At 73.2% G+C, this 26349-nt stretch carries 25 protein-coding genes; 11 read left to right on the forward strand and 14 right to left on the reverse strand.

Annotation, left to right across the window (positions count from 1 at the left end):
- Nucleotides 1-9: 9 nt before the first annotated feature.
- The 4 genes from JX575_RS06595 to JX575_RS06610 are packed head-to-tail and all read left to right on the forward strand — an operon-like array spanning nt 10 to nt 2354.
- On the forward strand, nt 10-249 hold the full coding sequence (locus tag JX575_RS06595; protein WP_186341832.1) for a hypothetical protein: 240 nt from the start codon (nt 10-12) through the stop codon (nt 247-249).
- Nucleotides 250-289: 40 nt separating this feature from the next.
- Nucleotides 290-814 carry a ferritin gene (locus tag JX575_RS06600; RefSeq protein WP_186341651.1) on the forward strand — a complete coding sequence of 175 codons (525 nt, stop codon included), beginning with the start codon at nt 290-292 and terminating at the stop codon, nt 812-814.
- A gap of 18 nt (nt 815-832) precedes the next feature.
- Nucleotides 833-1750 (forward strand): FAD-dependent oxidoreductase, encoded by a 918-nt coding sequence (locus JX575_RS06605; RefSeq protein WP_186341652.1) that lies wholly within the window; start codon nt 833-835, stop codon nt 1748-1750.
- Entirely contained in the window at nt 1743-2354 is a 612-nt protein-coding gene (locus JX575_RS06610; RefSeq protein WP_186341653.1) for a histidine phosphatase family protein, read from the forward strand. Before JX575_RS06605 ends, JX575_RS06610 begins: the two co-directional genes overlap by 8 nt.
- A 25-nt stretch (nt 2355-2379) precedes the next feature.
- Here JX575_RS06610 and JX575_RS06615 read toward each other — a convergent pair whose 3' ends face one another.
- Together JX575_RS06615 and nucS are read right to left on the reverse strand one after the other, a co-directional pair.
- Nucleotides 2380-2832 (reverse strand): DUF952 domain-containing protein, encoded by a 453-nt coding sequence (locus JX575_RS06615; RefSeq protein WP_241005364.1) that lies wholly within the window; start codon nt 2830-2832, stop codon nt 2380-2382.
- Nucleotides 2833-2952: 120 nt separating this feature from the next.
- Complete coding sequence (nucS, locus tag JX575_RS06620; RefSeq protein ID WP_186341654.1) at nt 2953-3639, reverse strand: endonuclease NucS; 687 nt, start codon at nt 3637-3639, stop codon at nt 2953-2955.
- 121 nt (nt 3640-3760) lie between these two features.
- Between nucS and JX575_RS06625 the strand changes: the two genes are divergently transcribed.
- Nucleotides 3761-5554, forward strand: a complete 1794-nt coding sequence (locus tag JX575_RS06625; protein WP_186341655.1) for a 3-hydroxybutyryl-CoA dehydrogenase — start codon at nt 3761-3763, stop codon at nt 5552-5554.
- Between the two features lie 13 nt (nt 5555-5567).
- On the opposite strand, the gene JX575_RS06630 is transcribed toward JX575_RS06625, so the two are convergent.
- Both JX575_RS06630 and JX575_RS06635 read right to left on the reverse strand, forming a co-directional pair.
- Nucleotides 5568-6029: a VOC family protein gene (locus tag JX575_RS06630; protein WP_186341656.1), complete on the reverse strand. Its 462-nt coding sequence runs from the start codon at nt 6027-6029 to the stop codon at nt 5568-5570.
- Nucleotides 6030-6058: 29 nt separating this feature from the next.
- Complete coding sequence (locus JX575_RS06635) at nt 6059-8476, reverse strand: LuxR family transcriptional regulator (protein ID WP_186341657.1); 2418 nt, start codon at nt 8474-8476, stop codon at nt 6059-6061.
- Between the two features lie 274 nt (nt 8477-8750).
- Here JX575_RS06635 and JX575_RS06640 point away from each other — a divergent pair, with 274 nt between their 5' ends.
- Complete coding sequence (locus tag JX575_RS06640; protein WP_186341658.1) at nt 8751-9512, forward strand: hypothetical protein; 762 nt, start codon at nt 8751-8753, stop codon at nt 9510-9512.
- A 74-nt stretch (nt 9513-9586) separates the two neighbouring features.
- The gene (locus tag JX575_RS06645) at nt 9587-10354 is read left to right on the forward strand and encodes an alpha/beta fold hydrolase (protein WP_186341659.1); all 768 of its coding nucleotides are present in this window, start codon (nt 9587-9589) and stop codon (nt 10352-10354) included.
- A gap of 12 nt (nt 10355-10366) precedes the next feature.
- On the opposite strand, the gene JX575_RS06650 is transcribed toward JX575_RS06645, so the two are convergent.
- Nucleotides 10367-10903, reverse strand: coding sequence for a CGNR zinc finger domain-containing protein (locus tag JX575_RS06650; RefSeq protein ID WP_186341660.1), 537 nt, complete (start codon nt 10901-10903; stop codon nt 10367-10369).
- Between the two features lie 38 nt (nt 10904-10941).
- Here JX575_RS06650 and JX575_RS06655 point away from each other — a divergent pair, with 38 nt between their 5' ends.
- A complete protein-coding gene (locus tag JX575_RS06655) occupies nt 10942-11937 on the forward strand; it encodes a DMT family transporter (protein WP_241005365.1) in 996 nt (331 codons plus the stop codon).
- Here the strand turns inward: JX575_RS06655 and JX575_RS06660 are convergent.
- The 4 genes from JX575_RS06660 to mce all read right to left on the reverse strand — a co-directional run bounded on the left by JX575_RS06660 (nt 11915) and on the right by mce (nt 16697).
- Nucleotides 11915-13186: an AI-2E family transporter gene (locus tag JX575_RS06660; protein ID WP_186341662.1), complete on the reverse strand. Its 1272-nt coding sequence runs from the start codon at nt 13184-13186 to the stop codon at nt 11915-11917. The genes JX575_RS06655 and JX575_RS06660 overlap by 23 nt on opposite strands.
- Nucleotides 13187-13260: 74 nt before the next feature.
- On the reverse strand, nt 13261-14604 hold the full coding sequence (locus tag JX575_RS06665) for a hypothetical protein (RefSeq protein WP_186341663.1): 1344 nt from the start codon (nt 14602-14604) through the stop codon (nt 13261-13263).
- 153 nt (nt 14605-14757) lie between these two features.
- The gene (ccrA, locus tag JX575_RS06670; RefSeq protein WP_206054540.1) at nt 14758-16098 is read right to left on the reverse strand and encodes a crotonyl-CoA carboxylase/reductase; all 1341 of its coding nucleotides are present in this window, start codon (nt 16096-16098) and stop codon (nt 14758-14760) included.
- Between the two features lie 134 nt (nt 16099-16232).
- Entirely contained in the window at nt 16233-16697 is a 465-nt protein-coding gene (mce, locus tag JX575_RS06675; RefSeq protein ID WP_186341665.1) for a methylmalonyl-CoA epimerase, read from the reverse strand.
- A gap of 208 nt (nt 16698-16905) precedes the next feature.
- Between mce and JX575_RS06680 the strand changes: the two genes are divergently transcribed.
- Together JX575_RS06680 and meaB are read left to right on the forward strand one after the other, a co-directional pair.
- Nucleotides 16906-18096 (forward strand): acetyl-CoA C-acetyltransferase, encoded by a 1191-nt coding sequence (locus JX575_RS06680; RefSeq protein WP_186341666.1) that lies wholly within the window; start codon nt 16906-16908, stop codon nt 18094-18096.
- Between the two features lie 36 nt (nt 18097-18132).
- Complete coding sequence (meaB, locus tag JX575_RS06685; protein ID WP_186341667.1) at nt 18133-19089, forward strand: methylmalonyl Co-A mutase-associated GTPase MeaB; 957 nt, start codon at nt 18133-18135, stop codon at nt 19087-19089.
- Between the two features lie 25 nt (nt 19090-19114).
- Here the strand turns inward: meaB and JX575_RS06690 are convergent, their stop codons facing one another.
- Complete coding sequence (locus JX575_RS06690; RefSeq protein WP_186341668.1) at nt 19115-19849, reverse strand: SDR family oxidoreductase; 735 nt, start codon at nt 19847-19849, stop codon at nt 19115-19117.
- 105 nt (nt 19850-19954) lie between these two features.
- Nucleotides 19955-20530, reverse strand: coding sequence for a GtrA family protein (locus tag JX575_RS06695; RefSeq protein WP_186341669.1), 576 nt, complete (start codon nt 20528-20530; stop codon nt 19955-19957).
- 58 nt (nt 20531-20588) lie between these two features.
- On the opposite strand from JX575_RS06695, the gene JX575_RS06700 reads away from it, so the two are divergent.
- Nucleotides 20589-21524 carry a tetratricopeptide repeat protein gene (locus JX575_RS06700; RefSeq protein WP_186341670.1) on the forward strand — a complete coding sequence of 312 codons (936 nt, stop codon included), beginning with the start codon at nt 20589-20591 and terminating at the stop codon, nt 21522-21524.
- Here the strand turns inward: JX575_RS06700 and ppdK are convergent.
- The 3 genes from ppdK to JX575_RS06715 all read right to left on the reverse strand — a co-directional run bounded on the left by ppdK (nt 21510) and on the right by JX575_RS06715 (nt 26338).
- Complete coding sequence (ppdK, locus tag JX575_RS06705; RefSeq protein ID WP_186341671.1) at nt 21510-24188, reverse strand: pyruvate, phosphate dikinase; 2679 nt, start codon at nt 24186-24188, stop codon at nt 21510-21512. The two genes, JX575_RS06700 and ppdK, sit on opposite strands and share 15 nt — an antisense overlap.
- A gap of 14 nt (nt 24189-24202) precedes the next feature.
- Nucleotides 24203-25228 carry a GNAT family N-acetyltransferase gene (locus tag JX575_RS06710; protein WP_186341672.1) on the reverse strand — a complete coding sequence of 342 codons (1026 nt, stop codon included), beginning with the start codon at nt 25226-25228 and terminating at the stop codon, nt 24203-24205.
- A gap of 168 nt (nt 25229-25396) precedes the next feature.
- On the reverse strand, nt 25397-26338 hold the full coding sequence (locus tag JX575_RS06715) for a type IV toxin-antitoxin system AbiEi family antitoxin domain-containing protein (protein ID WP_186341673.1): 942 nt from the start codon (nt 26336-26338) through the stop codon (nt 25397-25399).
- Nucleotides 26339-26349 lie beyond the last annotated feature (11 nt).

The following is a 26349-nucleotide window of genomic DNA, read 5'->3' on the forward strand; positions in this document are numbered from 1 at the left end:
GTCCGGGGCGTGGGCAAGGGCAAGCAGGAGGGCAAGAAGGCGCGGGCCACGGCCAAGGCCGCCGCCCGGACGACCCCGCGCAAGCTCCCCAAGACCGAGTGCTGCGTGTCGAAGAAGCGCTGCGAGCGGTGCCCGCTCCGGATGCTGAAGGAGGGCACGCTGCCCGCCGGCTACACGGTCCACAAGCGCAAGCTGGTGCGACTCGACGGCAAGAAGGTCACCAAGAAGAAGCTCGCCAAGGCCGCCTGAGCCTCATCCCACCCCGTTCGTCCCCGACCCAGGAGCCCACGTGCCGGCACCCCGCTTCATCGACCAGCTCAACACCCAGATCGGCAACGAGCTGGCCGCCCACAACCAGTACCTCGCCTGCGCGATCCACTACGACGCGCTGACCATGCCCCGGATGGCGGCCTTCTTCTACGAGCAGGCGCTCGAGGAGCGGGCACACGCGATGATGATGGTGCAGTACCTCCTCGACACCGACGCCGACGTCGTCGTCCCGGCGGTCCCGGCCCCGCGCTCGGACTTCGCCGACGTCGTGGAGCCCGTGCAGCTCGCGCTCGACCAGGAGCGCACGGTGACCGAGCAGATCAACGGCCTGCTGCGCATCGCCCGGGAGGAAGGCGACTTCGCCTCCGAGCAGTTCATGCAGTGGTTCATCAAGGAGCAGGTCGAGGAGGTCGCCACCATGACCGACCTGCTCGCCGTCACCACGCGCAACCGCGACGACATCGAGGACATCGAGGAGTACGTCGCGCGCGAGCAGGGCGCCGAAGGCGTCGACCCGACCGCTCCGCGGCAGGCCGGCGCCTGACGCTGGCAGACTGCGGCCATGGCCACCTTCCCGCGACGCGTCATCGTGGTGGGGGCGGGCGTGGTCGGGCTGACCTGCGCCGTGCGCCTGCTCGAGGCCGGGCACCGCGTCGACGTCGTCGCGCGCGACCTGCCGCTCGAGACCACGTCGGCGATCGCGGCCGCGCTCTGGTACCCCTACCGTGCGCTGCCCCAGGACCACGTGACCGCGTGGTCCGCGACGTCGTACGGCGTCCTCGCGGAGCTCGCCGCCGACGACGAGAGCGGCGTGCGGATGCTCACCGGCACCGAGGTGCTCCGCTCACCGCAGCCCGACCCGTGGTGGCGCTCGGCGGTCCCGTCGCTGGACCGCGAGACGGCGCTGCCGCCGGGCTACGACGACGGATGGACCTTCGTCGCGCCGGTGATCGACATGCCGGTCCACCTCCGCTGGCTGGTCGCTCGGATCGAGGAGCTCGGGGGCACGCTGACCCGGATGAACCTCTCGACGCTGCCCGACGACGGCAGTCTCGTCGTCAACGCGACCGGGCTCGGCGCACGGCACTTCGGCGCGGACCCGACGGTGACACCCGTGCGTGGCCAGGTCGTGGTGGTGGAGCAGGTGGGCCTGGACCGCTGGACGCTCGACGGTGGCGGACTGACGTACGTCGTGCCCCGCAGCGCCGAGATCGTGCTCGGCGGCACCGACGTCGAGGGCGAGTGGAGCCGCACGCCGGACCCGGAGGTCGCCCGGCAGGTGCTGCACCGGGCCTGCGCACTGGTGCCCGAGCTGGAGGGCGCCCGCGTGCTGCGGCACAAGGTCGGGCTGCGGCCCGCGCGGCCCGCGGTGCGCCTCGAGCGGGTCGGCGAGGTCATCCACTGCTACGGCCACGGTGGCGCCGGCGTGACCCTGTCGTGGGGCTGCGCCGACGACGTGGTGGGGCTCGCCGGTGACTGACCTGCAGTGCGCCGCCCGGGTGTTCGTGGCCAGGCACGGCGAGGCGTCCTACGAGAGCGAGCTGCTCAGCGACTCCGGCGGCTGGCTGACCCGGCGCGGGCGCGAGCAGTCGCGCGACCTCGCCGCCCGGCTGGGGGGCGAGCGGGTCGCGGCCGTGTGGTCGAGCCCGATGTCGCGGGCCGTGCAGACGGCCGAGATCGCCGCCGCGGGGCTCGGCGTCGACGTGGTGGTGCGGGAGGGCCTGCGCGAGTTCGGCGTCGGGCACGCGGCGGGCACGACCGGTGACCCGGACCCGTTCGCCGAGACGTTCGCCGCCTGGCTCGGCGGCGACCTGTCCGCCCGGATCCCCGGCGCCGAGACGGGTCTGGAGGTGCTGGCCCGCTACGGCGCCGTCCTCGACGAGGTCGCCGACGCGCACCGCGGCGAGGCGGTGCTCGTGGTCAGCCACGGCGGCGCGACGTGCCTGGCGCTGCCGGTGCTGGCCCGCAACCTCGCCCCCGAGCACGCCCTCGACCTGCCGCTGGGCAACTGCGAGCTGGTCGCGCTGGAGGCCGACGCCGACGGCTGGGTCGCCCGGTCGTGGGCGGGGCGCACGCTCGACTGACGGCCGGCCGGCCCGCCGGCCTCGGTCAGCGCGTCACGCCGAGCGCCCACAGCAGCGCCACGATCGCGGCCATCACGAGCAGCGCGACGCCCATCCGCGCCGCCATCCCCTTGACCCACAGCGACATCAGGCTCTCGCTGCGCCCGCGGCGATCCAGCGGGACGACGTCGACCACGGCGCGGCGGTCGAGGGGTCCGTAGACGTGCGGATAGGTGTCGTCGCCGACGGGCTCGACGCGTACGTCCGCCGCGGTCAGGCGCGCCGGGTCGATGGTGAGCAGGACCAGGTGCTCGCGGACGTCGCGGTAGTAGCGGTCGAAGACGCCCTGCACCTGGTCACGCCGGCTGGCGTGGATGAACCCCTCCTCCTCGAGGCTGCGCCCGAGGGTCGAGGTCGTGTAGGTCCCGGTGGCCAGGGCCCGTCGCCAGTCGGCCGCCGTGGCGATGTGGAAGATGCGCTCGGGCGGGGTGGCGGTCACCGTGCGAGCGTAGCGAGCCCCACGCCCTCACGACCCCGGGCGAGCGCCGACGCACGATCGTGGACGATCCGCGTCACCTGGTGGCTCGGACCATCCACGAGGTCCGCCCGGGCCCGGTGGTCAGAACAGCCGGTGCTCGGCGTCGTCCATCCCGCGCAGGGCGTCGTAGTCGACCAGGGCGCAGGCGATGCCGCGGTCGGTGGCGAGCACCCGCGCCTGGGGCTTGATCTCCTGCGCCGCGTAGATGCCGCGGACCGGCCCCCGGCTGGTGAGCATCGGGTCGCGGTTGAGGAGCTCGAGGTAGCGGGTGAGCTGCTCGACGCCGTCGATCTCGCCGCGGCGCTTGATCTCGACCGCGACCGACAGGCCGTCGGCGTCGCGGCACATCAGGTCGACCGGACCGATGGCGGTCATGTACTCGCGGCGGACCAGGGTCAGGCCGTCGGCGAGGGTGGCGGGGTGCTCGGCGAGCAGCTCCTGGAGGTGCTTCTCGACGCCGTCCTTCTGCAGGCCGGGGTCGATGCCGAGGTCGTGCGAGCTGTCGTGGAGCACCTCGTCGATGAGGATGCGCAGGGTGTCGTCGGACTTGGTGGCGCTCACCAGCCACTCGGCGCGGCCGTCCTCGGAGAGCCCCTCACGCACCGTGCACGGCGGCGACATCCAGTTGAGCGGCTTGTAGGAGCCGCCGTCGGAGTGGATCAGCACGGAGCCGTCCGACTTCAGCATCAGCACCCGGGTGGCCAGCGGCAGGTGGGCGGTGAGCCGTCCGGCGTAGTCCACCTGGCAGCGCGCGACGACGATCCTCACGACGGGGGAATCTACCGTGCGTCCGTGGTGCGGAGTGGGGGAGCACCCGGGGTGCCGGGGCACCCGCCTGCGTGACGCTTCCCACAGCCCCGCGGGCCCCGCGCCGTGGGAGCATGCGTCCATGACTGACACGCCCGTTCGCGAGTTCACCACCGTCGGCGTCATCGGCCTCGGCACCATGGGCGCCGGCATCGCCGAGGTGTTCGCCCGCAACGGCTACTCGGTCGTCGGCGTGGAGGTCACCGAGGCCGCCGTCCAGCGCGGACGCGAGCACCTGGAGCACTCCACGGCGCGGGCGGTGAAGCGCGAGAAGATGACGCCCGAGGAGCAGGCCGAGCTGCTGGGCCGCGTCACCTTCACCACCTCGATGGCCGACCTGGCCGACGCCGACTTCGTCGTCGAGGCAGTGGTGGAGTCGCTGGAGCTGAAGAAGTCGATCTTCCGCGCGCTGGACGACGTGGTGCGCCCCGACGCGATCCTGGCCACCAACACCTCGTCGCTGAGCGTCACCGAGATCTCGACGGCCAGCTCCCGGCCGGGACGGGTCGTCGGCGTGCACTTCTTCAACCCCGCGCCGGTGCAGGACCTCGTCGAGATCGTCCGCACCGTGGTCACCGAGCCCGACGTCCTGGCGAGCGTGCAGGGACTGCTGCGCAGCGTCGGCAAGAACCCCGTCGTGTGCGGCGACAAGGCGGGCTTCATCGCCAACACCCTGCTGTTCGGCTACCTCAACCACGCCGTGTCGATGTACGAGGGCAAGTACGCCTCGCGCGAGGACATCGACGCGGCGATGCGCTTCGGCTGCGGCTACCCGATGGGCCCCCTGGCGCTGCTCGACCTGATCGGCCTCGACACGGCCTACGAGATCCTCGACACGATGTACAAGCAGGGCCGCGACCGCCTGCACGCCCCCGCGCCGATCCTCAAGCAGTACGTCACCGCCGGCCTGCTGGGCCGCAAGTCGGGACGTGGCTTCTACACCTACGAGGCGCCCGACAGCCCGGTGGTCGTCGCGGACGCCCAGACCCCGAGCTCGGAGGACAAGCCCCAGCTGCGCCACGACGTCGAGCTCGTCGGCGTCGTCGGCACGGGCACCATGGCGTCGGGGATCGTGGAGGTCTTCGCGAAGGCCGGCTACGACGTGGTCTTCACCGGCCGCGGGCAGGACAAGGTCGACGGCGTCGTCGCGGGCATCACCAAGAGCTTCGACAAGCAGATCCAGCGCGGCCGGGCCACCGAGGAGCAGAAGGCCGACGCCCTGGCCCGGGTGCGCGGCACCACCTCGCTCGACGACCTCAAGGACGTGGACCTCGTGGTCGAGGCCATCGCCGAGGACCTCGCGGTCAAGACCACCCTGTTCGAGAACCTCGACGAGATCTGCAAGCCGGGCGCGATCCTGGCGACGACCACCTCGTCGCTCCCGATCATCTCCATCGCCAGGGCGACCTCGCGCCCGCAGGACGTCATCGGCATGCACTTCTTCAACCCGGCCGCGGTCATGAAGCTGGTCGAGGTGGTCTCCACCGTGGCCACCGACGAGGCCGTCACCGAGACCGTGCTCGCGATCGCCGAGAAGGTCGGCAAGGTGCCGGTGAGGTGCGGGGACCGCTCGGGCTTCATCGTCAACGCGCTGCTCTTCCCCTACCTCAACGACGCCGTCAAGATGCTGGAGGCGCACTACGCCACGGCCGACGACATCGACACCGCGATGAAGCAGGGCTGTGCGCTGCCGATGGGGCCGTTCGAGCTGCTCGACGTGGTGGGCAACGACGTGTCGCTGGCCATCCAGCGCGAGCTCTACCTGGAGTTCCGCGAGCCGGGCTTCGCCCCGGCACCGCTGCTCGAGCACCTGGTCACCGCCGGCTACCTCGGGCGCAAGGCCGGTCGCGGCTTCCGCGACTACAGCAGCCGCTGAGCCGGCCGGCACCTCAGTCGAGGCAGAACTCGTTGCCCTCGGGGTCGGTCATCACCAGGTGACCCGCGTCCATCGGGGGTGACGGCTCGTGACGCTCCACCCGCGTCGCGCCGAGGGCCACGAGACGCTCGGACTCGGTCTCCAGCGCGGACATCCGCTCCTCGCCCTCGAGGCCGGGGGCGGCGCGCAGGTCGAGGTGCACGCGGTTCTTCGCCGCCTTGCCCTCGGGCACGCGCTGGAAGAACAGCCGCGGCCCCACGCCGTCGGGGTCCTGCGCCGCGGACGCGGAGTTCCACTCCGACTCGGGCACGCCGACCTCGCGGAGGAAGTCGTGCCACGCCTCGAAGACGTCCTGGCCCGGCGCGAGCTCGCGCCCGGGTGGTGGCGGGTTGACGTAGCCCATGGCGGCTGCCCAGAAGCGGGAGAGCGTCTCGGGGTCGTGGGCGTCGAAGGTCACCTGGATGGTCCGGCTCATCCCGTCATCCTGCACCCGCCCACCGACAGTCAGCGGTTGTCGACCACCAGGGCCGCGAGCCGCGCCCGCGTGTTGATGTCGAGCTTGCGGTAGATGTGGGTCAGGTGCGCGTCGACGGTCCGCGGTGAGACGTAGAGCTCCTGGGCGATCTGGCGGCTCGTCAGGCCGTGGGCGACCCGGTCGGCGACCTGCCGCTCAGCGGGGGTCAGGACGTCGAGCACCGAGGGGCGCAGGGACGGCGCGCCGACGAAGATCTCCGTCACGAGCGCGACGGCGTGCGCGGACAGGTCGTCGCCGTCGAGCCACTCCGCGGGCGGCCGGCTCGCGGGCACCACGTCATAGTCGGCGGAGTAGCCCCAGCGCACCGCCATCCGCGGGCTGCGCAGCGCCAACGCCGCCGCCGCGAGCGAGCGCGCCTCGGGCAACTCGCGTGCCCGGGCCACGCCCGCGAGGCCGTCGAGCACGTCGGCGGCGCGGAGCGGCAGGCGCATCGTGGCGCACTGCTCGAGCGCGGTGAGGTAGGTGGTGGTGGCCTGGTCGAGGTCGTCGAGCTGGACCAGCGCCCGCCCGAGCAGCAGCCGGGCGTCGACGCCGTCGCGTCCGAGCCGCGCCGAGTCGGCCAGCGCGACGACGTCGGCGGCGAGTCCGGCGGCCTGGCGCGCGTCGCCCCGGGCCAGCAGCTCGCGGCCGTCCTGGGCCAGCACCGGCAGCCGCACCGCCCAGGGCAGCGTCTCGCGCACGACGTCGCTGGCCACCCAGGTCGGATCGAGACCGCGCAGCAGTGTCTCGGCCAGCAGCCCGACCCGGTCCTCGGCCAGCTCGCGGGCCTCGACGACGACCGCGCGGGTGCCGGCGACGGCCTCGGCGATGCGGCCCTGCTCGAGCGCGATGCGGGCCAGGATGGTGCGCGCGGACAGGTCGATCCAGCGCTCGTCGCGGGTCGTACGAGACGGCATCGCGTCCGCCACGGCCCGGGTGGCCTCGGCGAAGCGGCCCTGCGAGGCGTAGAGGTCGGCCAGCGTGCGCGTGGCCTGCCGGCCGATCGACCCGTCGGGGTCGAGCTCGATGGCGCGCCTGGCCTCGGACTCCGCGCTCGCCAGGTCGCCGGCGTCGAGGTGCATCTCGGCGCGGATCGAGGCCGTCTTGGCGAGCTGCTCCTCGGGACGGGGGGCCGACGAGGCGTGCTGGTCGGCGCGCTCGAGCAGCCACAGCCCCTCGTAGGTGCCGCGCATCTCGGAGGCGGCGATGCCCGCGCGACGCGCCACCTGCGCGCCGATGGCGGGCGGGCCGTCGCCGCTCGCGAGGGCCCCCTCGAGGATCTCGACGGCCTCCCGGGCGCGCATCGAGGTGTAGAGGGAGGAGAAGATGCGGTTGGCCACGGAGTAGCCCTCGGCCCGGGTGGCCGGGTCGGCGCACGCGGCGAGGACCGCCTGGCGCATCGCGGGCAGGTCGCCGAGCCACTCGGCGTCGGCCGCGCCGTAGTTGTCGTGGGCGGGCGCGTGCGCCTGGGCCCAGGCGAGGAGGCCGGTGCGGACCGCCGCCTCGTCGTCGGGCCCGGCGAGGACGCGGGCCCGACCGCGGATGGGCGAGAGCATGTCGAAGCGACCCTGGGCGTCGACCTCGAGGAGGCTGCGGCGCACCAGGTTGCCGGCGAGCTCGGCGGCCTCGGGCACCGGCACGTCGAGCACCTGCGCGAGCACCCCGAGCCCGACGCCGAAGTCGAGCAGGCCGATGCGGCGCAGCGCGGTGGCGCTGGCGGGGTCGAGGAGGTCGTGGGCGGAGTCGACGGCCTGGTCCAGGCTCACGGTGGCCATCGCGTTGCTGAGCCCGACGAGCGCCGACTGCACGGCGACCTGCTCGATCAGCAGCGGCAGGCCACCCGTGGCGCGCAGCAGGCGGCGCACCTCGGGCGCCTGCACGTCGAGGTCGACCCGCTGGCCCCCGGCCGCGCGGATGCGCTGGAGGAACAGCTCCACCGCGGGTCCCTCGAGCGGCCCGCGGACAGAGGGGACGGGCAGCGGTCCGACCCGGACGACCGACTCGGCGGGTTGGCCGGCCGTCGTCAGCGCCGTGACGACCACGCGCGCGTCGGTGGTGCCATCCAGCACCGACTGCAGCACCGGGCCGGCGCCGGTGGTGTCGAGGTCGAGCCCGTCGAGCACGAGCAGGCAGTCGCGGCCGTCGACCGCGCGCCCCAGCGCGCCGACCAGCGAGTCGCCCGGGGCGGTCTCCGCGCCCAGGCTCTCGAGCGCCGCCACGAGCACCTCGTCGAGGGTGCGGAGGGTGCGCGCGTCGACCCAGGACACGGGCACGCCGGCGGCCGCGTGGCGCACCAGCAGGGTCTTGCCGCTGCCGGGCGGGCCCACGACCGTCACCCACCGCGCCTCCCCGAGGGCCTCCTCCAGTGCTCGCTGGACGTCGTCGCGACCGAGACAGGGGGACAGCACGGGTACGAATCTATCGCCCCCGGGGACCGCAGTTAGGTAGGACTACGGATGCCGGGCCGGCCTCCGTCGCGGGAGGGTTGGCGTACGCCGAGGGGACGGGGCCGCGCGAGGGGATGGCCCCGCCGCCCACCGGCCGCTTGTCAGGGCAGGTCGCACATCGTCGGGGGTCGATGGGCGACCTGCCCTCGCAGGTCTCGCCCCGCCTTCGCGGGCCGCCGCGAACGGGCGTCGGATCCGGTGCGGGCACGTTGTCGCGACTGCGTAGGCTTGAGCCATGGAACTCGTGCTCGTGCTGATCGTCCTCGGCGGGCTCACCGCGGTCGCGGTCGCCGCGGGGCGGACGGGCAAGAAGCGTGAGCTGGCGCGCGCCGAGGCGGAGGTCGCCCCCGTGAGGAGGCTCGCCGAGGAGGACGTCACCGCCCTCGGCGTGGAGCTGCAGGACCTCGACATCGACCTGGCCGGCGAGCCGCTCGACGCCGGTGCCAACGCCGACTACCAGCGCGCCCTCGACTCCTACGAGTCGGCCAAGACGGCTGCCGCGGGACTCACCCGCGCCGAGGACGTCAAGCACGTCACCGAGATCCTCGAGGACGGGCGCTACGCGATGGCGTGCGTGCGAGCGCGGGTCGCGGGCGAGCCGCTGCCCCAGCGCCGCCCTCCGTGCTTCTTCGACCCCCGGCACGGCCTGTCGGTCGCCGACGTTCCGTGGACCCCGCCCGGCGGCGCCCCGCGCGACGTGCCGGCCTGCGCGCTCGACATCGAGCGGGTGCGGGCCGGGGCCGAGCCCGACATCCGCAAGGTGATGGTCGGCTCGCGGCGCGTGCCCTACTGGCAGGGCGGGCGCGCCTACCAGCCCTACGCCCAAGGCTACTTCGGTGCCTTCTCGCCGATGGACTGGATGTTCATGGGCATGCTGTTCGGGGGCGGCTTCGACGGCCTCGGTGAGGGGATCGGGGCGATCGGTGAGGGGATCGGCGACCTGTTCGGCGGCATCGGCGACGGCATCGGCGACCTCTTCGACGGCTTCGACTTCTGAGTCCGGTCACCACCCGCACCGGCCGGCGAAGGGTCGGTGGCGGGCGGTCGAGCGGGGTGCGTCAGGATGGCCGCGTGAGCCTGCACCGCACCGAGCTCGGTGAGTCCGGACCCCGCGTCGTGTTCTGCCACGGACTCTTCGGCCAGGGCAAGAACTGGACGCAGGTCGCGAAGGCGCTCAGCGCCGACCACCGCGTCCTGCTGCTCGACATGCCCAACCACGGGCGGTCGTCGTGGACCGAGCGCTTCGACTTCCTCGAGCTGGCCGACCTCGTCGCCGCCGAGCTCGGCGACGAGCCGGTCGCCCTGGTCGGGCACTCGATGGGCGGCAAGATCGCGATGTGCGTCGCGCTGCGGCACCCCGAGCTCGTCGACCGGCTGGCGGTCGTCGACATCGCCCCGGTGGCGTACGAGAGCGGGCGGGAGTTCGTCGGCTACATCGAGACGATGCGCGCCCTCGACCTCGGCTCGCTCGAGCGCCGCGACCAGGCCGAGGCCGCCCTCGCGGAGGCGGTGCCCAGCCCGACGGTGCGCGGGTTCCTGCTGCAGAACCTGCGCCGCACCGACGACGGCTGGCACTGGCAGGTCAACCTCGAGCTGCTGGGCGAGCACATGGACCAGCTCGTCGGCTGGCCCGACGAGGAGCTCGGCGACGCGACGTACGACGGGCCGGTGCTGTGGGTCGGCGGCGCGCGCTCGGACTACATCTCCGACGAGCACGCCGCCGAGATGGACCGCCGGTTCCCGCGCAACCGCCGGGTCCTGGTCAAGGGCGCCGGGCACTGGGTGCACTCCGAGCAGCCGGAGGTCTTCCTCGAGGTGCTGCGGCGCTTCCTCGCCTGACCTCGGCGTGGATCAGCTGCGCCGGCGCGCCCGGTAGGCGGCGACGGCCTCGCGGTTGCCGCAGGTCGTCGAGCAGAAGCGGCGGGAGCGGTTGCGCGAGAGGTCGAGCACGACGTCCTCGCAGTCGTCGGCCGCGCACGTGGCCAGGCGCGACATCTCGTCGGCGCGGATCACGTCGACCATCGCCATCGCCGTCTCGACGACCACCCGCTCGTCGAGGGGACGGTCGGGGTCGACGGCGTGCAGGTGCCAGTCCCAGTCGCCGTGCCGCTGGAGCTGGGGCAGCGCACGGGACCGGGCGAGCATGTCGTTGACGATCTCTGCGGCCCGGTCGCGCTCGGCGAGCAGCAGGGAGCGGAGGTCGGGACGCAGCCGGCGCACCGCCTCCAGCTCGGCGGTCGTCGCGTCGTGGCGGCCCGTGTAGGTCCACCGGGCGAGGAAGGCGGACAGGTCGTCGATCGAGCCGAGGGGATCTCCGGGCTCGTCGGTGGAGTTGGCGAGGGCGACGGCCGCTTGGAGCGCGGCGTCCGTGTCATCGGTGAAATGCACGTTGACACATTACAGTCACCGCGCCTAGCGTCATGGGTGTGACAGCTTTGACCCATGACGCGCGATCGTCCCGGACCGCAGCGGGCCTGCTCCTCGCGCTCGCGTCGGCGCTCACCTTCGGCCTCTCCGGCGCGCTCGCCCGCGGGCTGCTCGACACCGGCTGGAGCGCGGGCGCCGCGGTGACGCTGCGCACCGCGATCGCCGCGCTCGTCCTGCTGGTGCCCGGCCTGCTGGCCCTGCGCGGGCGCCTCCACGTGCTCCGGGCCAATGCCGGGCTCGTCACCGTCTACGGCATCACGGCGGTCGCCGGCGCCCAGCTGTGCTACTTCTACGCCGTCACCTACATGCAGGTGAGCGTGGCGCTGCTGCTGGAGTACACCGCGCCGGTCGCGGTGGTCGTCTGGCTCTGGGTGCGCCACGGCCACCGGCCCTCGGGGCTCACGGTGATCGGCGCGGCGATCGCCGCTGCCGGACTGGTGCTCGTGCTGGACGTCGTCTCGGGCGCCGAGCTGAGCACGGCCGGGGTGCTGTGGGCGCTCGGCGCCATGGTCGGGGCGGCGAGCTACTTCGTCATCTCCGCCGACGAGGGCAACGGGCTGCCCGGCATCAGCCTCGCCGCGGGCGGGCTGTTCGTCGCGACCGCGGTCCTCGGCGCGGCCGGGGCCATCGGCGTCCTGCCGTTCCGCACCTCGACGGCCGACGCGGCCTACGCCGGCGTCGCGGTGCCCTGGTGGGTCACGGTCCTGGCGCTCGGGCTGGTCACGGCCGCGTTCGCCTACGTCACCGGCATCGAGGCCGGGCGCCGGCTCGGGAGCCGGCTGGCGTCGTTCGTCGCGCTCGGGGAGGTGCTGGCCGCGGTGGTGTGGGCCTGGCTCCTGCTCGACGAGCTGCCGCGACCGATCCAGCTCGCCGGCGGGCTGCTGGTGCTGGCCGGTGTGGTCGTGGTCAAGCTGGGCGAGGAGCGGGCGCCGCTCCTGGCGGAGCCGCTCCCCGCGGCGGACCCTGACCCCGTCAGCGGGCGTCCTGCCGGGTGAGGAAGACCTCGCGGTGCAGCAGGAGCAGCGCCGCGGCGACCGGGACGGCCAGCAGCGCGCCCACCACGCCCATCAGCGACCCGCCCACGAGGGCCGCGACCACGGTGACCGAGCCCGGCAGGTCGACCGACCTCTTCATGATGCGCGGGTAGATCACGTAGGACTCGAACTGCTGGTAGGCCAGGTAGTAGACCAGCGCCACCAGGGCGACCGTGGGGGAGACCGTCAGGCCGAGCAGCGTCATGATCGCGCCGGACACGAAGGCGCCCACGATCGGGATGAGCGAGAAGAGGCCCACGACGAAGGCCAGCGCGAAGGCGTAGTCACCCAGCCCGATGAGGGTCGAGAACACCAGCGTGCTGATGCCCGCGCACAACGCGACGAAGAAGGCGCCCGCGACGTAGGCGCCCGTCGAGCGGATGATGCCGTCGCCCAGCTCGCTGACGCGCCGACGCCGCGACGCCGGCGCCAGGGAGTAGGCCGCGTGCTTGATGCTCGGCAGCGAGGCCAGGAAGTAGATCATCAGCACGAGGACGATGAGGCTGTTGGTGACCACCGAGAGCACCCGCAGGCCGACGCCGAGCGCGCCGCCGAAGACGCGCTGGCCGAAGTCGCCGTTCTGGATGTAGTCGCGCACCTTGGCGATCACGTCGTACTTGTCGTCGAGCCTCTGCACCTGGGCGTTGGACTGCAGGTCGTCGAGCCAGCCGGGGGCGCTCCGGGTGATCGCGGCGATCTGCTCGCTGATCACCGGCGCGACGGCCACGACGAAGAGGGCGAGCACGCCGAGCACGACGACGAGGACCAGGAGCACCGACAGCCCGCGCCGCACGCCGCGCCGCATGAAGAACTCGACCGTGGGATTGAGGCCGATGGCCAGGAACATCGACATCACCAGCAGCACGAGGATCGAGGAGATGCTCAACAGCTGCTGGCTGAGGAAGATCGCGACGACCGCGCCGAGCGCGCCGAAGAACCCGATGTTGAAGGGGGAGTGCCGCAACAGCATCGGCGAGGGGACCGGCTCGGCCGGGACGTAGGGCACGTCGAGGGCCTCGTCGACCACGAGATCGGTGGCGTCGTCGATCCGCTCCGCGATGTCGACGGCCGAGCGCGCGGAGTCGTGGGCCGCCCCCTCTGCCGCGTCGGCGGCCGCCTCGGCGCGGTCGGCGTCATCGGCGACCTGCTCGGCGACCCGTGCGGCGACCCCGTCGAGCGAGCGCGGCGTCTCGGCGGTCCGGGTGTCCACGGAGATGCGGCCCGAGTGGTCGGGCGAGTTCCCGGACCCGGAGGCGACCAGCGCCCGGAGCCGGTCGCGCCAGCTCAGGACTCGTCCTCGGCGAAGCCCGCGACCACGTCGCGCAGGGCGCCGAGCTGGGCGGTGATCGCGTCGCGGCGCTTGGCCGCGCGATCGACCTCCGCCTGGATGTTGGCCAGCTCCCGCTCCGCCTGGGCGATGCGGGTGGCGCCGATGGAGTCGGCCTGGGTGCGGGCCGAGGCGACGATCTGCTCGGCCTCGCGCCGGGCGCGGGAGAGCAGGCCCTCGGACTCCGACTGGGCCTGCTGGCGGTGGGCCGTGGCCTGGGCCGTCGCCTCGCGCGCCCGCTGCTCGGCGGCGTTGGCGCGTGCCTCGGCCTCGGCGACCAGGCGCTGGGTCTCGGCGGTGGCGTTGCTGTGGTGCTCGGCGGCCTCGCGGGCGAGGCGCTCCTTCTCCACCGCCAGGGTGCGCCGCGCCTCCTGGACCTCGCGGTCGGCGGCGGCGCGGGCCTGCTCGGCCTCGCGGGTCGCCGTCACGCGCACCTCGTTGGTCTCCTGCTGTGCGGCGAGGCGGAGCTGGTCGGCCTCGCGCCGGGCGGCCGCGAGCAGGTCGTCGGCCTCGGCCTTTGCGAGGGCGCGCTCGGTCTCGGCGTCGGTGGTCAGGCGCGAGCGCATCTCGTCGAGCTCCTTGAGCTGGACCATCCGCATGTCGTCGGCCTCGCGGGCCGCGTCGGCCCGGATGCTGTGGGCGTCGCGCTCGGCCTGCGCGCGGATCTCGTCGGCCTCGCGGCGGGCGGCGGCGCGCACGTCGGCGGCCTCGTCCTCGGCCATCTTGAGCATGGAGGTCGCCCGGCCGCCCAGTCCGGCGTAGGTCGGGTTGGCGTTCTCCGCGACCTCGACCCGCAGCCGCTCGAGCTCGGCCTCGAGCTCGATGACCTGCTGCTCGCTGCTGGCCAGGCTGGTGGCCAGGCCCGACTTCTCGCTCAGGAGCTGGCCGAGGCGCTGGTCGACGGCCGCCTTGTCGTAGCCACCGCGCCGCACCACCGGCAGCGGACCGGCTGCCGGTGCGGGCACCGGGGGGAGCTGCGCGGGCGGGGGGACCACGGGCGCTCGCCGGGTGGTCTCGCCCCGCGGCACCGGGGCCGCTGCGCGGACCGGCTGGGTGGCCTGCGGGGTGGCCGGCGGGGTGGCCGGCGGGGGAGCGGGGGTCGTCGCCCCACCGGCGGGGGCGCGGCGTGGCTCGTCGTCCGGCGTCTCCTTCGGGGTCACCGGGAGGACCTGGGTCTCCTCGGCGGCGGAGTCCGGGGTCGTCCGACTCTCGGTGCCGGCGCCGGCGGGGCCGGAAGGGGTGGCCTTGCCGTCGGCGGGCTCCGGCTCGTCGAAGATGGACAGGCCCTGGTCGGAAGCCATGCTGCGGCACCCACTCTCACGTCGTACGGACTGCGTCCCGGCCAGTCTCTCCGATGGGTCCTCAAGTTCACACCCCGGCTCGCGGGCGACCGGGATCTGGTCGGCGAACCGGGGTGTGACGACCCTCGCAGGCCGGGTGCGGGCGCGGGGCGTTCAGACGCCGCGGAAGCGGTTGATCGCGGTCTCGTGCTGGGCGCGCATCTCGTGGTCGAGGACGCCGAGGCCCTCCTCGGGGGCCAGGCAGAGCACGCCGACCTTGCCCTGGTGGGCGTTCTGGTGGACGTCGAGGGCCGCCTGCCCGACCTCCTGGAGGGTGTAGGTCTTCGACAGGGTCGGGTGGATCTTGCCCTTGGCGATGAGGCGGTTGGCCTCCCACGACTCGCGGTAGTTGGCGAAGTGGCTGGAGATGATGCGCTTGAGGTTCATCCACAGGTAGCGGTTGTCGTACTCGTGCATGTAGCCCGAGGTGGACGCGCAGGTGGTGATGGTGCCGCCCTTGCGGGTGACGAAGACCGAGGCGCCGAAGGTCTCCCGGCCGGGGTGCTCGAAGACGATGTCGATGTCCTCGCCGCCGGTGAGCTCGCGGATGCGGGCGCCGAAGCGCTTCCACTCCCGCGGGTCCTGCTGGGTGCCCTCGTCGTTCCAGAACCTGTAGTCCTCCTCGGAGCGGTTGATGATCAGCTCCGCGCCCATGCTGCGGGCGATGGAAGCCTTCTCCTCGTTGGAGACCACGCACACCGGGGTCGCCCCGCCGTTGAGGGCGTACTGCGTCGCGAACCCGCCCAGGCCGCCGGAGGCGCCCCAGATCAGGACGTTGTCGCCCTGCTTCATGTCGCCGCCGTTCTTGCTGACGAGCTGGCGGTAGGCGGTGCAGTTGACCAGGCCGGGGGAGGCGGCCTCCTCCCAGGTCAGGTGCTCCGGCTTGGGCATGAGCTGGTTGGCCTTGACCATCGCCACGTCGGCCAGGCCGCCGAAGTTGGTCTCGAAGCCCCAGATCCGCTGCTCGGTGTCGAGCATGGTGTCGTTGTGGCCGTCGGGACCCTCGAGCTCGACGGAGAGGCAGTGGGCCACCACCCGGTCGCCGGGCTTCCACTTGGTGACGCCGGGGCCGGTCTTGAGCACGACGCCGGACAGGTCGGAGCCCACCACGTGGTAGGGCAGGTCGTGGCGCTTGGTCAGCTCGCTGTTGCGGCCGTAGCGCTCGAGGAACCCGAAGGTGGACACCGGCTCGAAGATGGAGGTCCACACGGTGTTGTAGTTGATGGCGCTCGCCATCACGGCCACGAAGGCCTCGCCGGGTCCGAGCTCGGGCAGCGGCACGTCCTCGACGTGGAGCGACGCGCGCGGGTCCTTGTCCTTCGACGCCACCCCCTCGAACATGTCGACCTCGTCCTTCTTGACGAAGGCGGCGCGGTAGGACTCCGGGAGGTCGAGGCTGGCGAAGTCCTCCGCCGTGGCGCTGCCGGACTGGATGGCGTCGAGGATGTGGTGCACGGGTGTCTCCTGGTGCGGCATCGGGGGGACGAGTGCCGGGGACGATACCGGCGAGTAACCACTGGTGGTGGGTGGTGTGACGTACGTCGCGGTGGGGCCCGGGGCGAGCCCGCGGGTGCTGGTGGGCGGGGGCGTCAGTGCGCGGACGCGGCGGGCTCGACGAGCTCGACCAGCACGCCGCCCGCGTCCTTGGGGTGGATGAAGTTGACCCGGCTGTCGGAGGTGCCACGGCGCGGGGCGTCGTAGAGCAGGCGCAGCCCACGCTCGCGCAGGACGCCCGCCACGTGCTCGACGTCGTCGACGCGGAAGGCGAGCTGTTGGATGCCCGGGCCGTTGCGGTCGAGGAACTTCGCGATCGTGGACTCGGGGGTCAGCGGGGCGAGCAGCTGGATGCACGAGCCGGAGTCGCCCACCCCGACCATCGCCTCGCGCACGCCCTGCTCCTCGTTGACCTCCTCGTGGAGGACCTCCATGCCGTAGGTGTCGCGGTAGAAGGCCATCGCCTCGTCGAGGTCGGGGACGGCGATGCCCACGTGGTCGATGGCGGTGAACAGGTGCTGGACGTCACCGAGGGGGTGTCCGGGCAGGTCGGGGCTCATGCGCACATGGTGGCCGACGCGGCGCCCGGGGGCGAGGGGGTGTGAGCGTCACCACGCGGACTGAGCGGGGGTCCCGGAACGAGAGCGCCGACCCGGGGTGTGACGCGTGCCTCACGGGACGCCGGCACCACACCCTCCCGGCGCCGTCACCGAGGTGGGTAGGGTCCGAAGGAGCAGCACCTCGATCCTTTCGACTGGAGGCACCTCAATGTCCGGATCCGTCATCGTCGCCGGGGCCCGCACCCCGATCGGCCGCCTGCTCGGCGGGCTGAAGGACCTCACCGCCGCCGACCTCGGCGGCGTCGCGATCAAGGGCGCCCTCGAGAAGGCCGGGGTCACGGGCGACCAGGTCGACTACGTGATCATGGGCCAGGTCATCCAGGCCGGCGCCGGCCAGAACCCGGCCCGCATGGCCGCGGTGAAGGGCGGGGTCCCGATGGACGTCCCCTCGATCACGATCAACAAGGTCTGTCTCTCCGGGCTCAACGCCATCGCGCTGGCCGACCAGCTCGTGCGGGCGGGCGAGTGCGAGATCGTGGTCGCGGGCGGCATGGAGTCGATGACCAACGCGCCCCACTTCCTTCCCAAGTCGCGCGAGGGCGTGAAGTTCGGCGACGTCTCGCTCGTCGACTCGATGGCCTACGACGCGCTGTTCGACCAGTTCACCTCGCAGGCGATGGGCCTGCTGACCGAGGAGTGCAACGCCGCGGGCGCCAACCTCACCCGCGAGGAGCAGGACACCTTCGCCGCCTACTCGCACCAGAAGGCCGCCGTCGCCTGGAAGAACGGCGTCTTCGCCGACGAGGTGGTGCCGGTCGAGGTCCCGCAGCGCCGGGGCGAGCCGGTCGTGGTGGCCGAGGACGAGGGCGTGCGCGGTGACACCACGGTCGAGTCGCTGGGCAAGCTGCGGCCCGCCTTCAGCAAGGCCGGCACCGTCACGGCGGGCTCGGCCTCGCAGATCTCCGACGGCGCCGCCGCGGTGGTCGTGATGAGCAAGGCGAAGGCCGAGGAGCTCGGTCTGACCTGGCTCGCGGAGATCGGCGCGCACGGCCAGGTCGCCGGGCCCGACTCGACCCTCCAGCTGCAGCCGGCCGCCGCCACCGCGAGGGCCTGCGAGAAGGAGGGCATCTCGCCCACCGACCTCGACCTCGTGGAGTTCAACGAGGCGTTCGCCGCCGTCGGGATCGCCTCGGCGCGCGAGCTCGGCATCGACGACGCCAAGGTCAACGTCAACGGCGGCGCGATCGCCCTCGGCCACCCCGTGGGCATGTCCGGCACCCGGGTCGTGCTCACCCTCGCGCTGGAGCTCCAGCGCCGCGGCGGGGGCGTCGGCGCGGCCGCGCTGTGCGGCGGCGGCGGCCAGGGCGACGCCCTGATCGTCCGGGTCCCCTCTGCCTGAGCGCACCGGCGCGGCGGCGGGGGCGTGTCCGGCGGCATGACGAGGCGTGGCGCCGTAACGGTGCCCGACCTCGTCGATCGCGCCCGCCGGGGCGACCCGGCCGCCGTGGCCCGGCTGATCACGCTCGTCGAGGACGCGTCCCCGCTCCTGCGGGAGGTGATGGCCGCGCTCGGCCCGCACGCCGGGCGCGCCCACGTGCTGGGCATCACCGGCGCGCCGGGCGTGGGCAAGTCGACCACGACCAACGCGCTCGTCACCGGGCTGAGGCGCTCGGGCAGGCGCGTCGGCGTCCTGGCCATCGACCCCTCGTCGCCGTTCTCCGGTGGGGCGCTGCTCGGCGACCGGGTCCGGATGGGCGACCACGCCCTCGACCGCGACGTCTACATCCGCTCGATGGGTGCCCGCGGCCACCTCGGCGGGCTCGCGTGGTCCACGCCGCAGGCGGTCCGCGTCCTCGACGCGGCCGGGTGCGACGTCGTGGTCGTCGAGACCGTCGGCGTGGGGCAGAGCGAGGTCGAGGTCGCCGGGCTGGCCGACACGACGCTCGTGCTGCTCGCCCCGGGAATGGGTGACGGGATCCAGGCCGCCAAGGCGGGGATCCTCGAGGTCGGTGACGTCTACGCGGTCAACAAGGCCGACCGCGAGGGCGCCGACCGCACCCGCCGCGAGCTGCGCACCATGCTGTCCATGGCGGAGCGTCGAGACGGGGCGTGGCGTCCGCCCGTGGTCCAGACCGTGGCGAGCACCGGCGAGGGGGTCGACGCGCTGCTCGGCGAGGTCGACCGGCACGCCGCGTGGCTCGCGGAGTCGGGCGAGCTCGCGCGCCGTCGTACGCTCCGTGCCCGGCACGAGGTCGAGGCGATCGCGCTCGCCGCGCTGCGGGAGCGTTGGGGGCGCACCGAGGCGGGAGCCGAGCTCGACGTCCTGGCCCGGCGGGTGGCCGCGGGCGACGTCGACCCCTACGCGGCGGCCGACGAGCTGCTGGCCGACTGAGCGGGAACCGCCCGGGGCTGCGGCGTCAGCTGATCAGCAGGGTCTGGCCGGTGATCCGGGCGGCGGCACTGCTCGCCAGGAAGAGCGTCGCATCGGCGACGGCGTCGGCGACCTGCGGCGAGCGGGCCCGCACGAGCGTGCCGCCGGCGGTCCGGCTGCCGCCGCCAGACGCGGGGCCGGGGGCGTACTGGCGCGGCAGCACCGACGGCGACATCGGGAGCACGGCGTTGACGCGCACGCCGAGTCCGGCCCAGTTGTGGCCGGCGCGGGCCGTCGTCTCGACGAGGTCGCGGCGGGCCGCCTCCGGGGTGCCGGAGAGCTGCAGCCAGCTCGTCACCGCCCCCGTGTGGACGACGCACCCCCCGCCCAGGGCCGGGCTCTGCCCGAGCTTGAGCCGTAGCCGAGTGGTGAGGAACGTCGGTCCGAGCAGCCCCGACCGGACGGCCTGGGCGATGAAGGCCTGCTCGTCGGGGGGAAGGCCGTGGGGGAGGGCGCAGGGCGCCGCCAGCACCAGGACGTCGATGTGCGTGATCGACGCGGCGAGGTGGTCGATCGAGTCCTGCCGAGCGAGGTTGACCGACTCGTAGTCGAACGCCGAGAGATCGGTGTCGTAGAGGGAGCGCAGCATCATCGTGCCGGTCACGGTCACGGAGGCGCCGGAGGACGCGAAGTCGGAGGCGATGGCGTGCCCTTCGCCGCGCGCGCCACCGACGACCAGCACCTGGTAGCCGGTGAAGTCGTACGACCCGGATGTCGTCATGCCCGTCGCACCCCTCCCGTCGGACCCCGGCTTGTTGTACCACGCAGTAGCCCCCCAGTGACAGGTGCTGGAGGGGGCCTCTTCAGCCCCGTCGCGCGCCGACGCTCACCGCGTCCGTACGTCGTCGGCCCGGCGCGGCTCGCCCAGGTCGACGCGGGCCGTGCGCACCGCGGCGAACGTCCACAGCTTGTTGACCACGAACGACAGGGGGGTCACCAGCGTGATCACGATCAGCTGGGCCCAGTAGAGCCGGTTGCGCAGGCCCGAGGAGTCGTCGAGCAGCTCGCGCGACAGGCCGATCGGGGAGTGGGGATGCATGAGGAGGGTGAGCAGCGCGAGTCCGACCACCTGGCAGCCGACGCCCACCACGAAGAACGGCCAGTACTCGCGCCACCAGGGCGCGGCGCCGCTGCTCTTGAAGGTCCACGTGCGGTTGAGCTGGAAGTTGGACAGGTTGGCCACGAGGAAGGCGATCGTGGAGTAGACGTGGTACCAGCGCAGGTTGAAGCCGGACGAGCCGATCGCGACGACGGCGTCGTCGAAGTGCGGGCCGAGGCGGCGCAGCACGACCAGCGTGAGCAGGTTGACCAGCACGCCCGAGGCGCCCACCACACCGAAGCGGGCGAGCAGGCCGACGTTGCGCCGGTGCCGCGTCAGCAGGGCGGCCGCCCGGGATCCCATGCCGTGAGGCTACCGACCCGGGCGCGCGAGCATGGTCGCGCTCCCTAGGATTGGGCCCATGACGCAGCAGCCGTTCAGCCGCCCCGGTGCCATCGACCTGTCCGGTCTCGGCCGGCCCGCACCCCAGGCGGGCGCACCCGCTCCCCACCCCACCTCGCCGACCGGCGCGCACTCCTACAGCGTGACCGTCGACGAGCAGAGCTTCCAGGGCCTGCTCGAGCAGTCGACGACCGCGCCCGTGCTCCTCGCCTTCTACTCGCGCTCCCGGATGCCCGAGAGTGGGCAGCTCGCCGACGACCTCGCGACCGTGGTCGAGGAGCACGAGGGTCGCTACCTGCTCGGCCTCGTCGACATCGACGCCACGCCGCAGATCGCGCAGGCCATGCAGATCCCGTCGATCCCGCTGGTCGTCGCCGTGGTCGACGGCCGCCCGATGCCGCTGCTGCAGGACCCGCTGCCGATTGACGAGCTGCGCACCGCGCTCACGCAGGTCGCCCAGCAGCTCACCGCCCAGGGCATCACGGGCCGCCACCAGCCGCGCACCGGCGCGGTGCCCGACGCCGAGGGCGAGGAGGAGACCGTCGACCCGCGCTACGCGCCCGCCCAGGACGCGCTCGCCGCCGGCGACATCGACGCCGCCGTCGCGGAGTACCAGAAGCTCGTGGACGCCAACCCGGCCGACGTCGAGGCCGCGGGCGGGCTCGCGATCGCCAAGGTCATGCAGCGTACGCAGGGGGTCGACCTCGCCGCCGCGCGTGCGGCGGCCGCCGACAACCCCGACGACGTCGATGCCCAGACCATGGTCGCCGACCTCGACATGCTCGGCGGCCACGTCGAGGACGCCTTCGCCCGGCTGGTCGGCCTGGTCGCCCGCACGAGCGACAAGGACCGCGAGCGCGCCCGCGACCACCTGCTCGGTCTGTTCGCGGCCGTCGGCAACGACGACCCGCGCGTGCTGGCGGGTCGTCGCAACCTGGCCTCAGCGCTCTTCTGAGTCGCGCTTCGCCAGCACCGAGCGTCCGGCCTCGAGGCGGGCCACCGGCACGCGGAAGGGCGAGCACGAGACGTAGTTGAGGCCGACGTCGTCGAAGAAGTGCACCGACCGCGGGTCGCCGCCGTGCTCCCCGCAGACGCCGACCTTGAGGTCGGGACGGGTCTCGCGGCCCTTCGTCGTGCCCATCTCCACCATGCCGCCCACGCCGCGCTGGTCGAGCGACTCGAACGGCGAGACGTCGAAGATGCCGTGCTCGAAGTAGCGGGAGAAGAACGACGACTCCACGTCGTCGCGGGAGAAGCCCCACGCCATCTGGGTGAGGTCGTTGGTGCCGAAGGAGAAGAAGTCGGCCGCCTGGGCGATGCGGTCGGCGAGGAACGCCGCGCGGGGGAGCTCGATCATCGTGCCGATCGCGATGTCGAGCGTGATGCCGCGTTCCTCCTCGACCGCGGCGACCTGCTGCTCGATCGCGGCGCGCACGATCTCGAGCTCGCGGACGCTGGCGACCAGCGGCACCATGATCTCGGGGCGGGGGCTGCCGTTGGCGGCCATCCGGTCGGCCGCGGCCTCGGCGATGGCCCGGGCCTGCATGCGGAACAGTCCGGGGATCTGGATGCCGAGCCGCACGCCGCGCAGGCCGAGCATCGGGTTCTGCTCGTGCAGGCGCCGCACGTGGGTGAGCAGGGTCGCCGCGCGCTCGTCGACCTCGCCCCGCTCCTCGGCGAGCGCCACCTCGACGCTCAGGTCGGTGAGGTCGGGGAGGAACTCGTGCAGGGGCGGGTCGAGGAGCCGGATCGTCACCGGGAGCCCGTCCATCGCCTCGAGGATCTCGGTGAAGTCCTGGCGCTGCAGGGGCAGCAGCGCGGCCAGCGCGTCCTCCACGCCGTCCTCGCCCTGGGCCACGATGAGCTGCTCCACGAGCTCGCGGCGCTCGCCGAGGAACATGTGCTCGGTGCGGCACAGGCCGATGCCCTGGGCGCCGAAGCGGCGGGCGCGGGCGGCATCGTCGGGGGTGTCGGCGTTGGTGCGCACGCGCAGCCGCCGGGCGCCGTCGGCGTGGGCCATGATGCGGGCGACGGCGTGCGCGAGGTCGTCGTCGAGGCTCTCGCCCTCGAAGTGGCGCACCACGACGGAGTCGGCGACGGGCACCGCACCGGCGAACACCTCGCCGGTCGTGCCGTCGATCGAGATCACGTCGCCCTCGCGGACGATCTCGCCGTCGCGCACGCGGAACTCCTTGGCCCGCGCGTCGACGTCGAGCGACTCGGCCCCGCACACGCACGTACGTCCCATGCCGCGCGCGACGACCGCGGCGTGGGAGGTCTTGCCGCCGCGGCTGGTGAGGATGCCGCGGGCGGCGACCATGCCGCGCAGGTCGTCGGGGTTGGTCTCCTTGCGGACCAGGATCACGTCCTCACCGCGCTCGGCCCACTCGACCGCGGTGTCGGAGTCGAAGACCGCCTTGCCCACGGCCGCGCCGGGGGAGGCGTTCATGCCGGTGGCGAGCAGGGTGCGCTCCGACGTCTCGTCGAAGCGGGGGAACATCAGCTGGGCGAGCTGGTCACCGCTCACCCGGAGCACGGCCTCGTCGAGCTGGATCAGGCCCTCGTCGACCATGTGCACCGCGATGCGGAAGGCCGCCTCCGGCGTGCGCTTGCCCACGCGCGTCTGGAGCATCCACAGCTTGCCGCGCTCGACGGTGAACTCGATGTCGCACATGTCGCGGTAGTGCCGCTCCAGGCGCGTCATGATCCCCATCAGGTCGTCGTAGGACCGACGGTCGATCTCGGCCATGTCGGCGAGGGGGACGGTGTTGCGGATGCCGGCGACGACGTCCTCGCCCTGGGCGTTCTGGAGGTAGTCGCCGTAGACCCCCTGCTCGCCGCTGGCGGGGTCGCGGGTGAAGGCCACGCCCGAGCCGGAGTCCATGCCGAAGTTGCCGAAGACCATCGCCTGCACGTTGACCGCGGTGCCGAGGTCCTCGGGGATGCGCTCCTGGCGGCGGTAGAGGCGGGCGCGATCGGTGTTCCAGGAGTCGAAGACCGCCCGGACCGCCAGGTCCAGCTGGTCGCGGGGGTCCTGCGGGAACTCGCTGCCGGTCTGGTCGACGATGATCGCCTTGAACGCCTCGACGACCCCGCGCAGGTCGTCGGCGTCGAGGTCGAGGTCGGAGTCGGTGCCCTTGGCCCGCTTGGCCTCGTCGAGCGCGTCGGAGAACAGCTCGGCGTCGACGTGCAGGACGGTGCTGCCGAACATCTGGAGGAGCCGACGGTAGGAGTCCTGGGCGAAGCGGTCCGACTCGCTGCGCGCGGCGAGACCGGCGACGGAGGTGTCGTTGAGGCCGACGTTGAGGACGGTCTCCATCATGCCCGGCATGGAGAACTTCGCGCCCGAGCGCACCGAGACCAGGAGCGGGTCGTCGGCGTCGCCGAGCCTCTTGCCCATGGCCTCCTCGAGCGCCGCGAGGTGGGCGGTGACCTCCTCGGCCAGGCCCTCGGGCTCGCCACCCTCGGCGAGGTAGGCGCGACAGGTCTCGGTCGAGATGGTGAAGCCCGGTGGGACCGGCAGCCCGAGCCTCGTCATCTCCGCCAGGTTGGCTCCCTTGCCGCCCAGGAGGTCCTTCTGGTCCTTGTTTCCGTCCGCAAAGTCGTAGACCCAGGTCATGGTCGCATCCTGCCTCAGCGGCCGGACTCCGTATACGGCAGTGTCCCCTCAACGGCCGCGCGCACCCGCCTGGCGGTGAAGTCCGCGGCCAGCTCGTCGACCTCCTCGAGCGTGCAGAAGCGCACGTCGCGGATCTCGCGCTCCTGCATCACCACGTCCTCCAGCACCTCCGGGGCGTGGGTGCCGCCGTCGTAGACCAGGCACAGCGCGTCGTCCCAGCCGCCCCACGGCGGCAACCAGTCGGTGAGCACGAGGGCGCCGGGCTCCACCTCGAGGCCGAGCTCCTCCTCCACCTCGCGCTGCACCGCGAGCCGCGGGGACTCGCCGACCTCGACGACGCCGCCGGGGAGGTCCCAGTCGCGCTTGTAGGTGAGCTGGCACAGCAGCACGCGGCCGTCGGGGTCGCGCAGCAGCATCTGGGAGATGGCCCGCTTGCGGGGCAGGAAGGAGTTGAGCAGCGAGCGGAAGCTCTCGGGGTCCGACAGCGGCGGGTCGCCGGCCAGCCGCGCCAGCACGACGTACTCGGTGGTCTCCGGGCGGTCGCCCGACCCGGGCTCGACCCGCTGGACACCCTCCTGGCGCAGGCCGGCCCGGGTGGCCACGCGCATGCTCGCCCGGTTGCCCGGCTCGACCCGGGCCTGGACGCGGGTCGCGCCCCAGCCGCCCTGGTCGGCGCCGGTCAGCGCCCAGTCGGTGACCACGCGCACGGCACGCGTCGCCAGCCCGCGACCGCGCCGGCCGGCGTACAACCACCAGGAGAGCTCGACGCCCCGCTCGGCGATCCGGCGCACCTCGACCACCCCCGCCGGTCCGCCGGTCGTCGCCTCCTCGATGACGAAGCTGGCGAAGTCGCCGCTCGCGGCGCGCTCGCGCCACCCGCGCACGATCTCGCGCTGCGCCTCGACCGTGGGGCGCTCGGCGTTGCCGAACCAGAAGTCGATGTCGTCGTCGTGTCCCGCCGCGGCGGGCTCGATGTCGTCGTCGCGCCACGGTCGAAGCGTGACGGTCCCGTCAGTCAGCGTCGGCTGGGGGGCAGGCACCGGACCACCCTAGCCAGAGCGGGGTGGGGGCGGCCCCCTGCTGGTTCATCAAGGTATGCAGCCCAGCCCGCACTTCCCTCGGCGAGTTGAGCGCGGGAAGTGCTGGTTCGGCTGCATACCTTGATGAACCGTCACCGCTCATGCGGCCCGCGAGCGGGGCGCACGACGTCAGCTGGCCGCAGACATCAGCCGGCGCAGGCGTGCGGCCGTGGGAGCAGGCTGGTCGAGGTCGGCCCAGACGAGCCGGACCATCCAGGCGCCGGTGACCTCCCTGAGCTCGTCCTCACGTCGCTTCTCGCGGAAGACCACCTCGCCGGGCTCCTGGTCCGGCCGGAGGAGCCGGCCGTACTTCACCCTGCCGTCGAACTCACCCAGGCCGTGGTGGCGCGGCCATGCCCAGTCCGTACGCCCCACGAGCCGTGCGCCGGCGTACACCTCGTGCTGCAGGACGGGCGCGGGCAGGTGCTCGACCCAGAAGAGCCACAGCCCGCGGGACTCGCCTACCGACTCCGCCTGGTCGGTCGCCATGCGCACCGGCACGTGGAGATGGCGCATGCGCGGCCACCGAGCCATGAGGTCGAACTGGTTGCCGATGTCGGCGATCGTGCACTCTCCTCGGTGCAGCGCTGAGTTGAGCAGCACGAGCGCCGCCTCCGCGGTCGCCGCGGAACCCGCCTCGAGGACGCATCTCGGCGCCGTCAGCACGCGGACGCCACCAGCCTCGGTCACCTCGTCGTCGGCCACGAAGCCCTCGTGGTGGACCACATCGCCCTCCACGCGCCCGGGGCCACCGTCGAGCCGGGTGACGTGGACGCGGTCCAGCGGCACGCCCCAGACGTCGATCCCCCACGCGAGGCACGCCGAGACGTGGCTCAGGGCGACGACGTCGCCCAACGAGTCGAGGACCGCACGACAGCGCACGAGGTGTCGTTCCTCGGCACTGGCGGCGTGCCACACGTCGGGGAAGACGTAGTAGCCGCGCCGGATCCGCAGCCACCTGCCCGACCGGTGCTCGCGCGCCACCGCGCGATCGTCGTACCCGGCCTCACGGGCGTGGGCACGCGTGAAGAAGCCGCTCTCCCGGGAGACGGCACGAAGCGGGTCATCCATGACAGCACCCT

The sequence above is a fragment of the Nocardioides sp. zg-1228 genome (assembly GCF_017086465.1).
Classification (GTDB): domain Bacteria; phylum Actinomycetota; class Actinomycetes; order Propionibacteriales; family Nocardioidaceae; genus Nocardioides.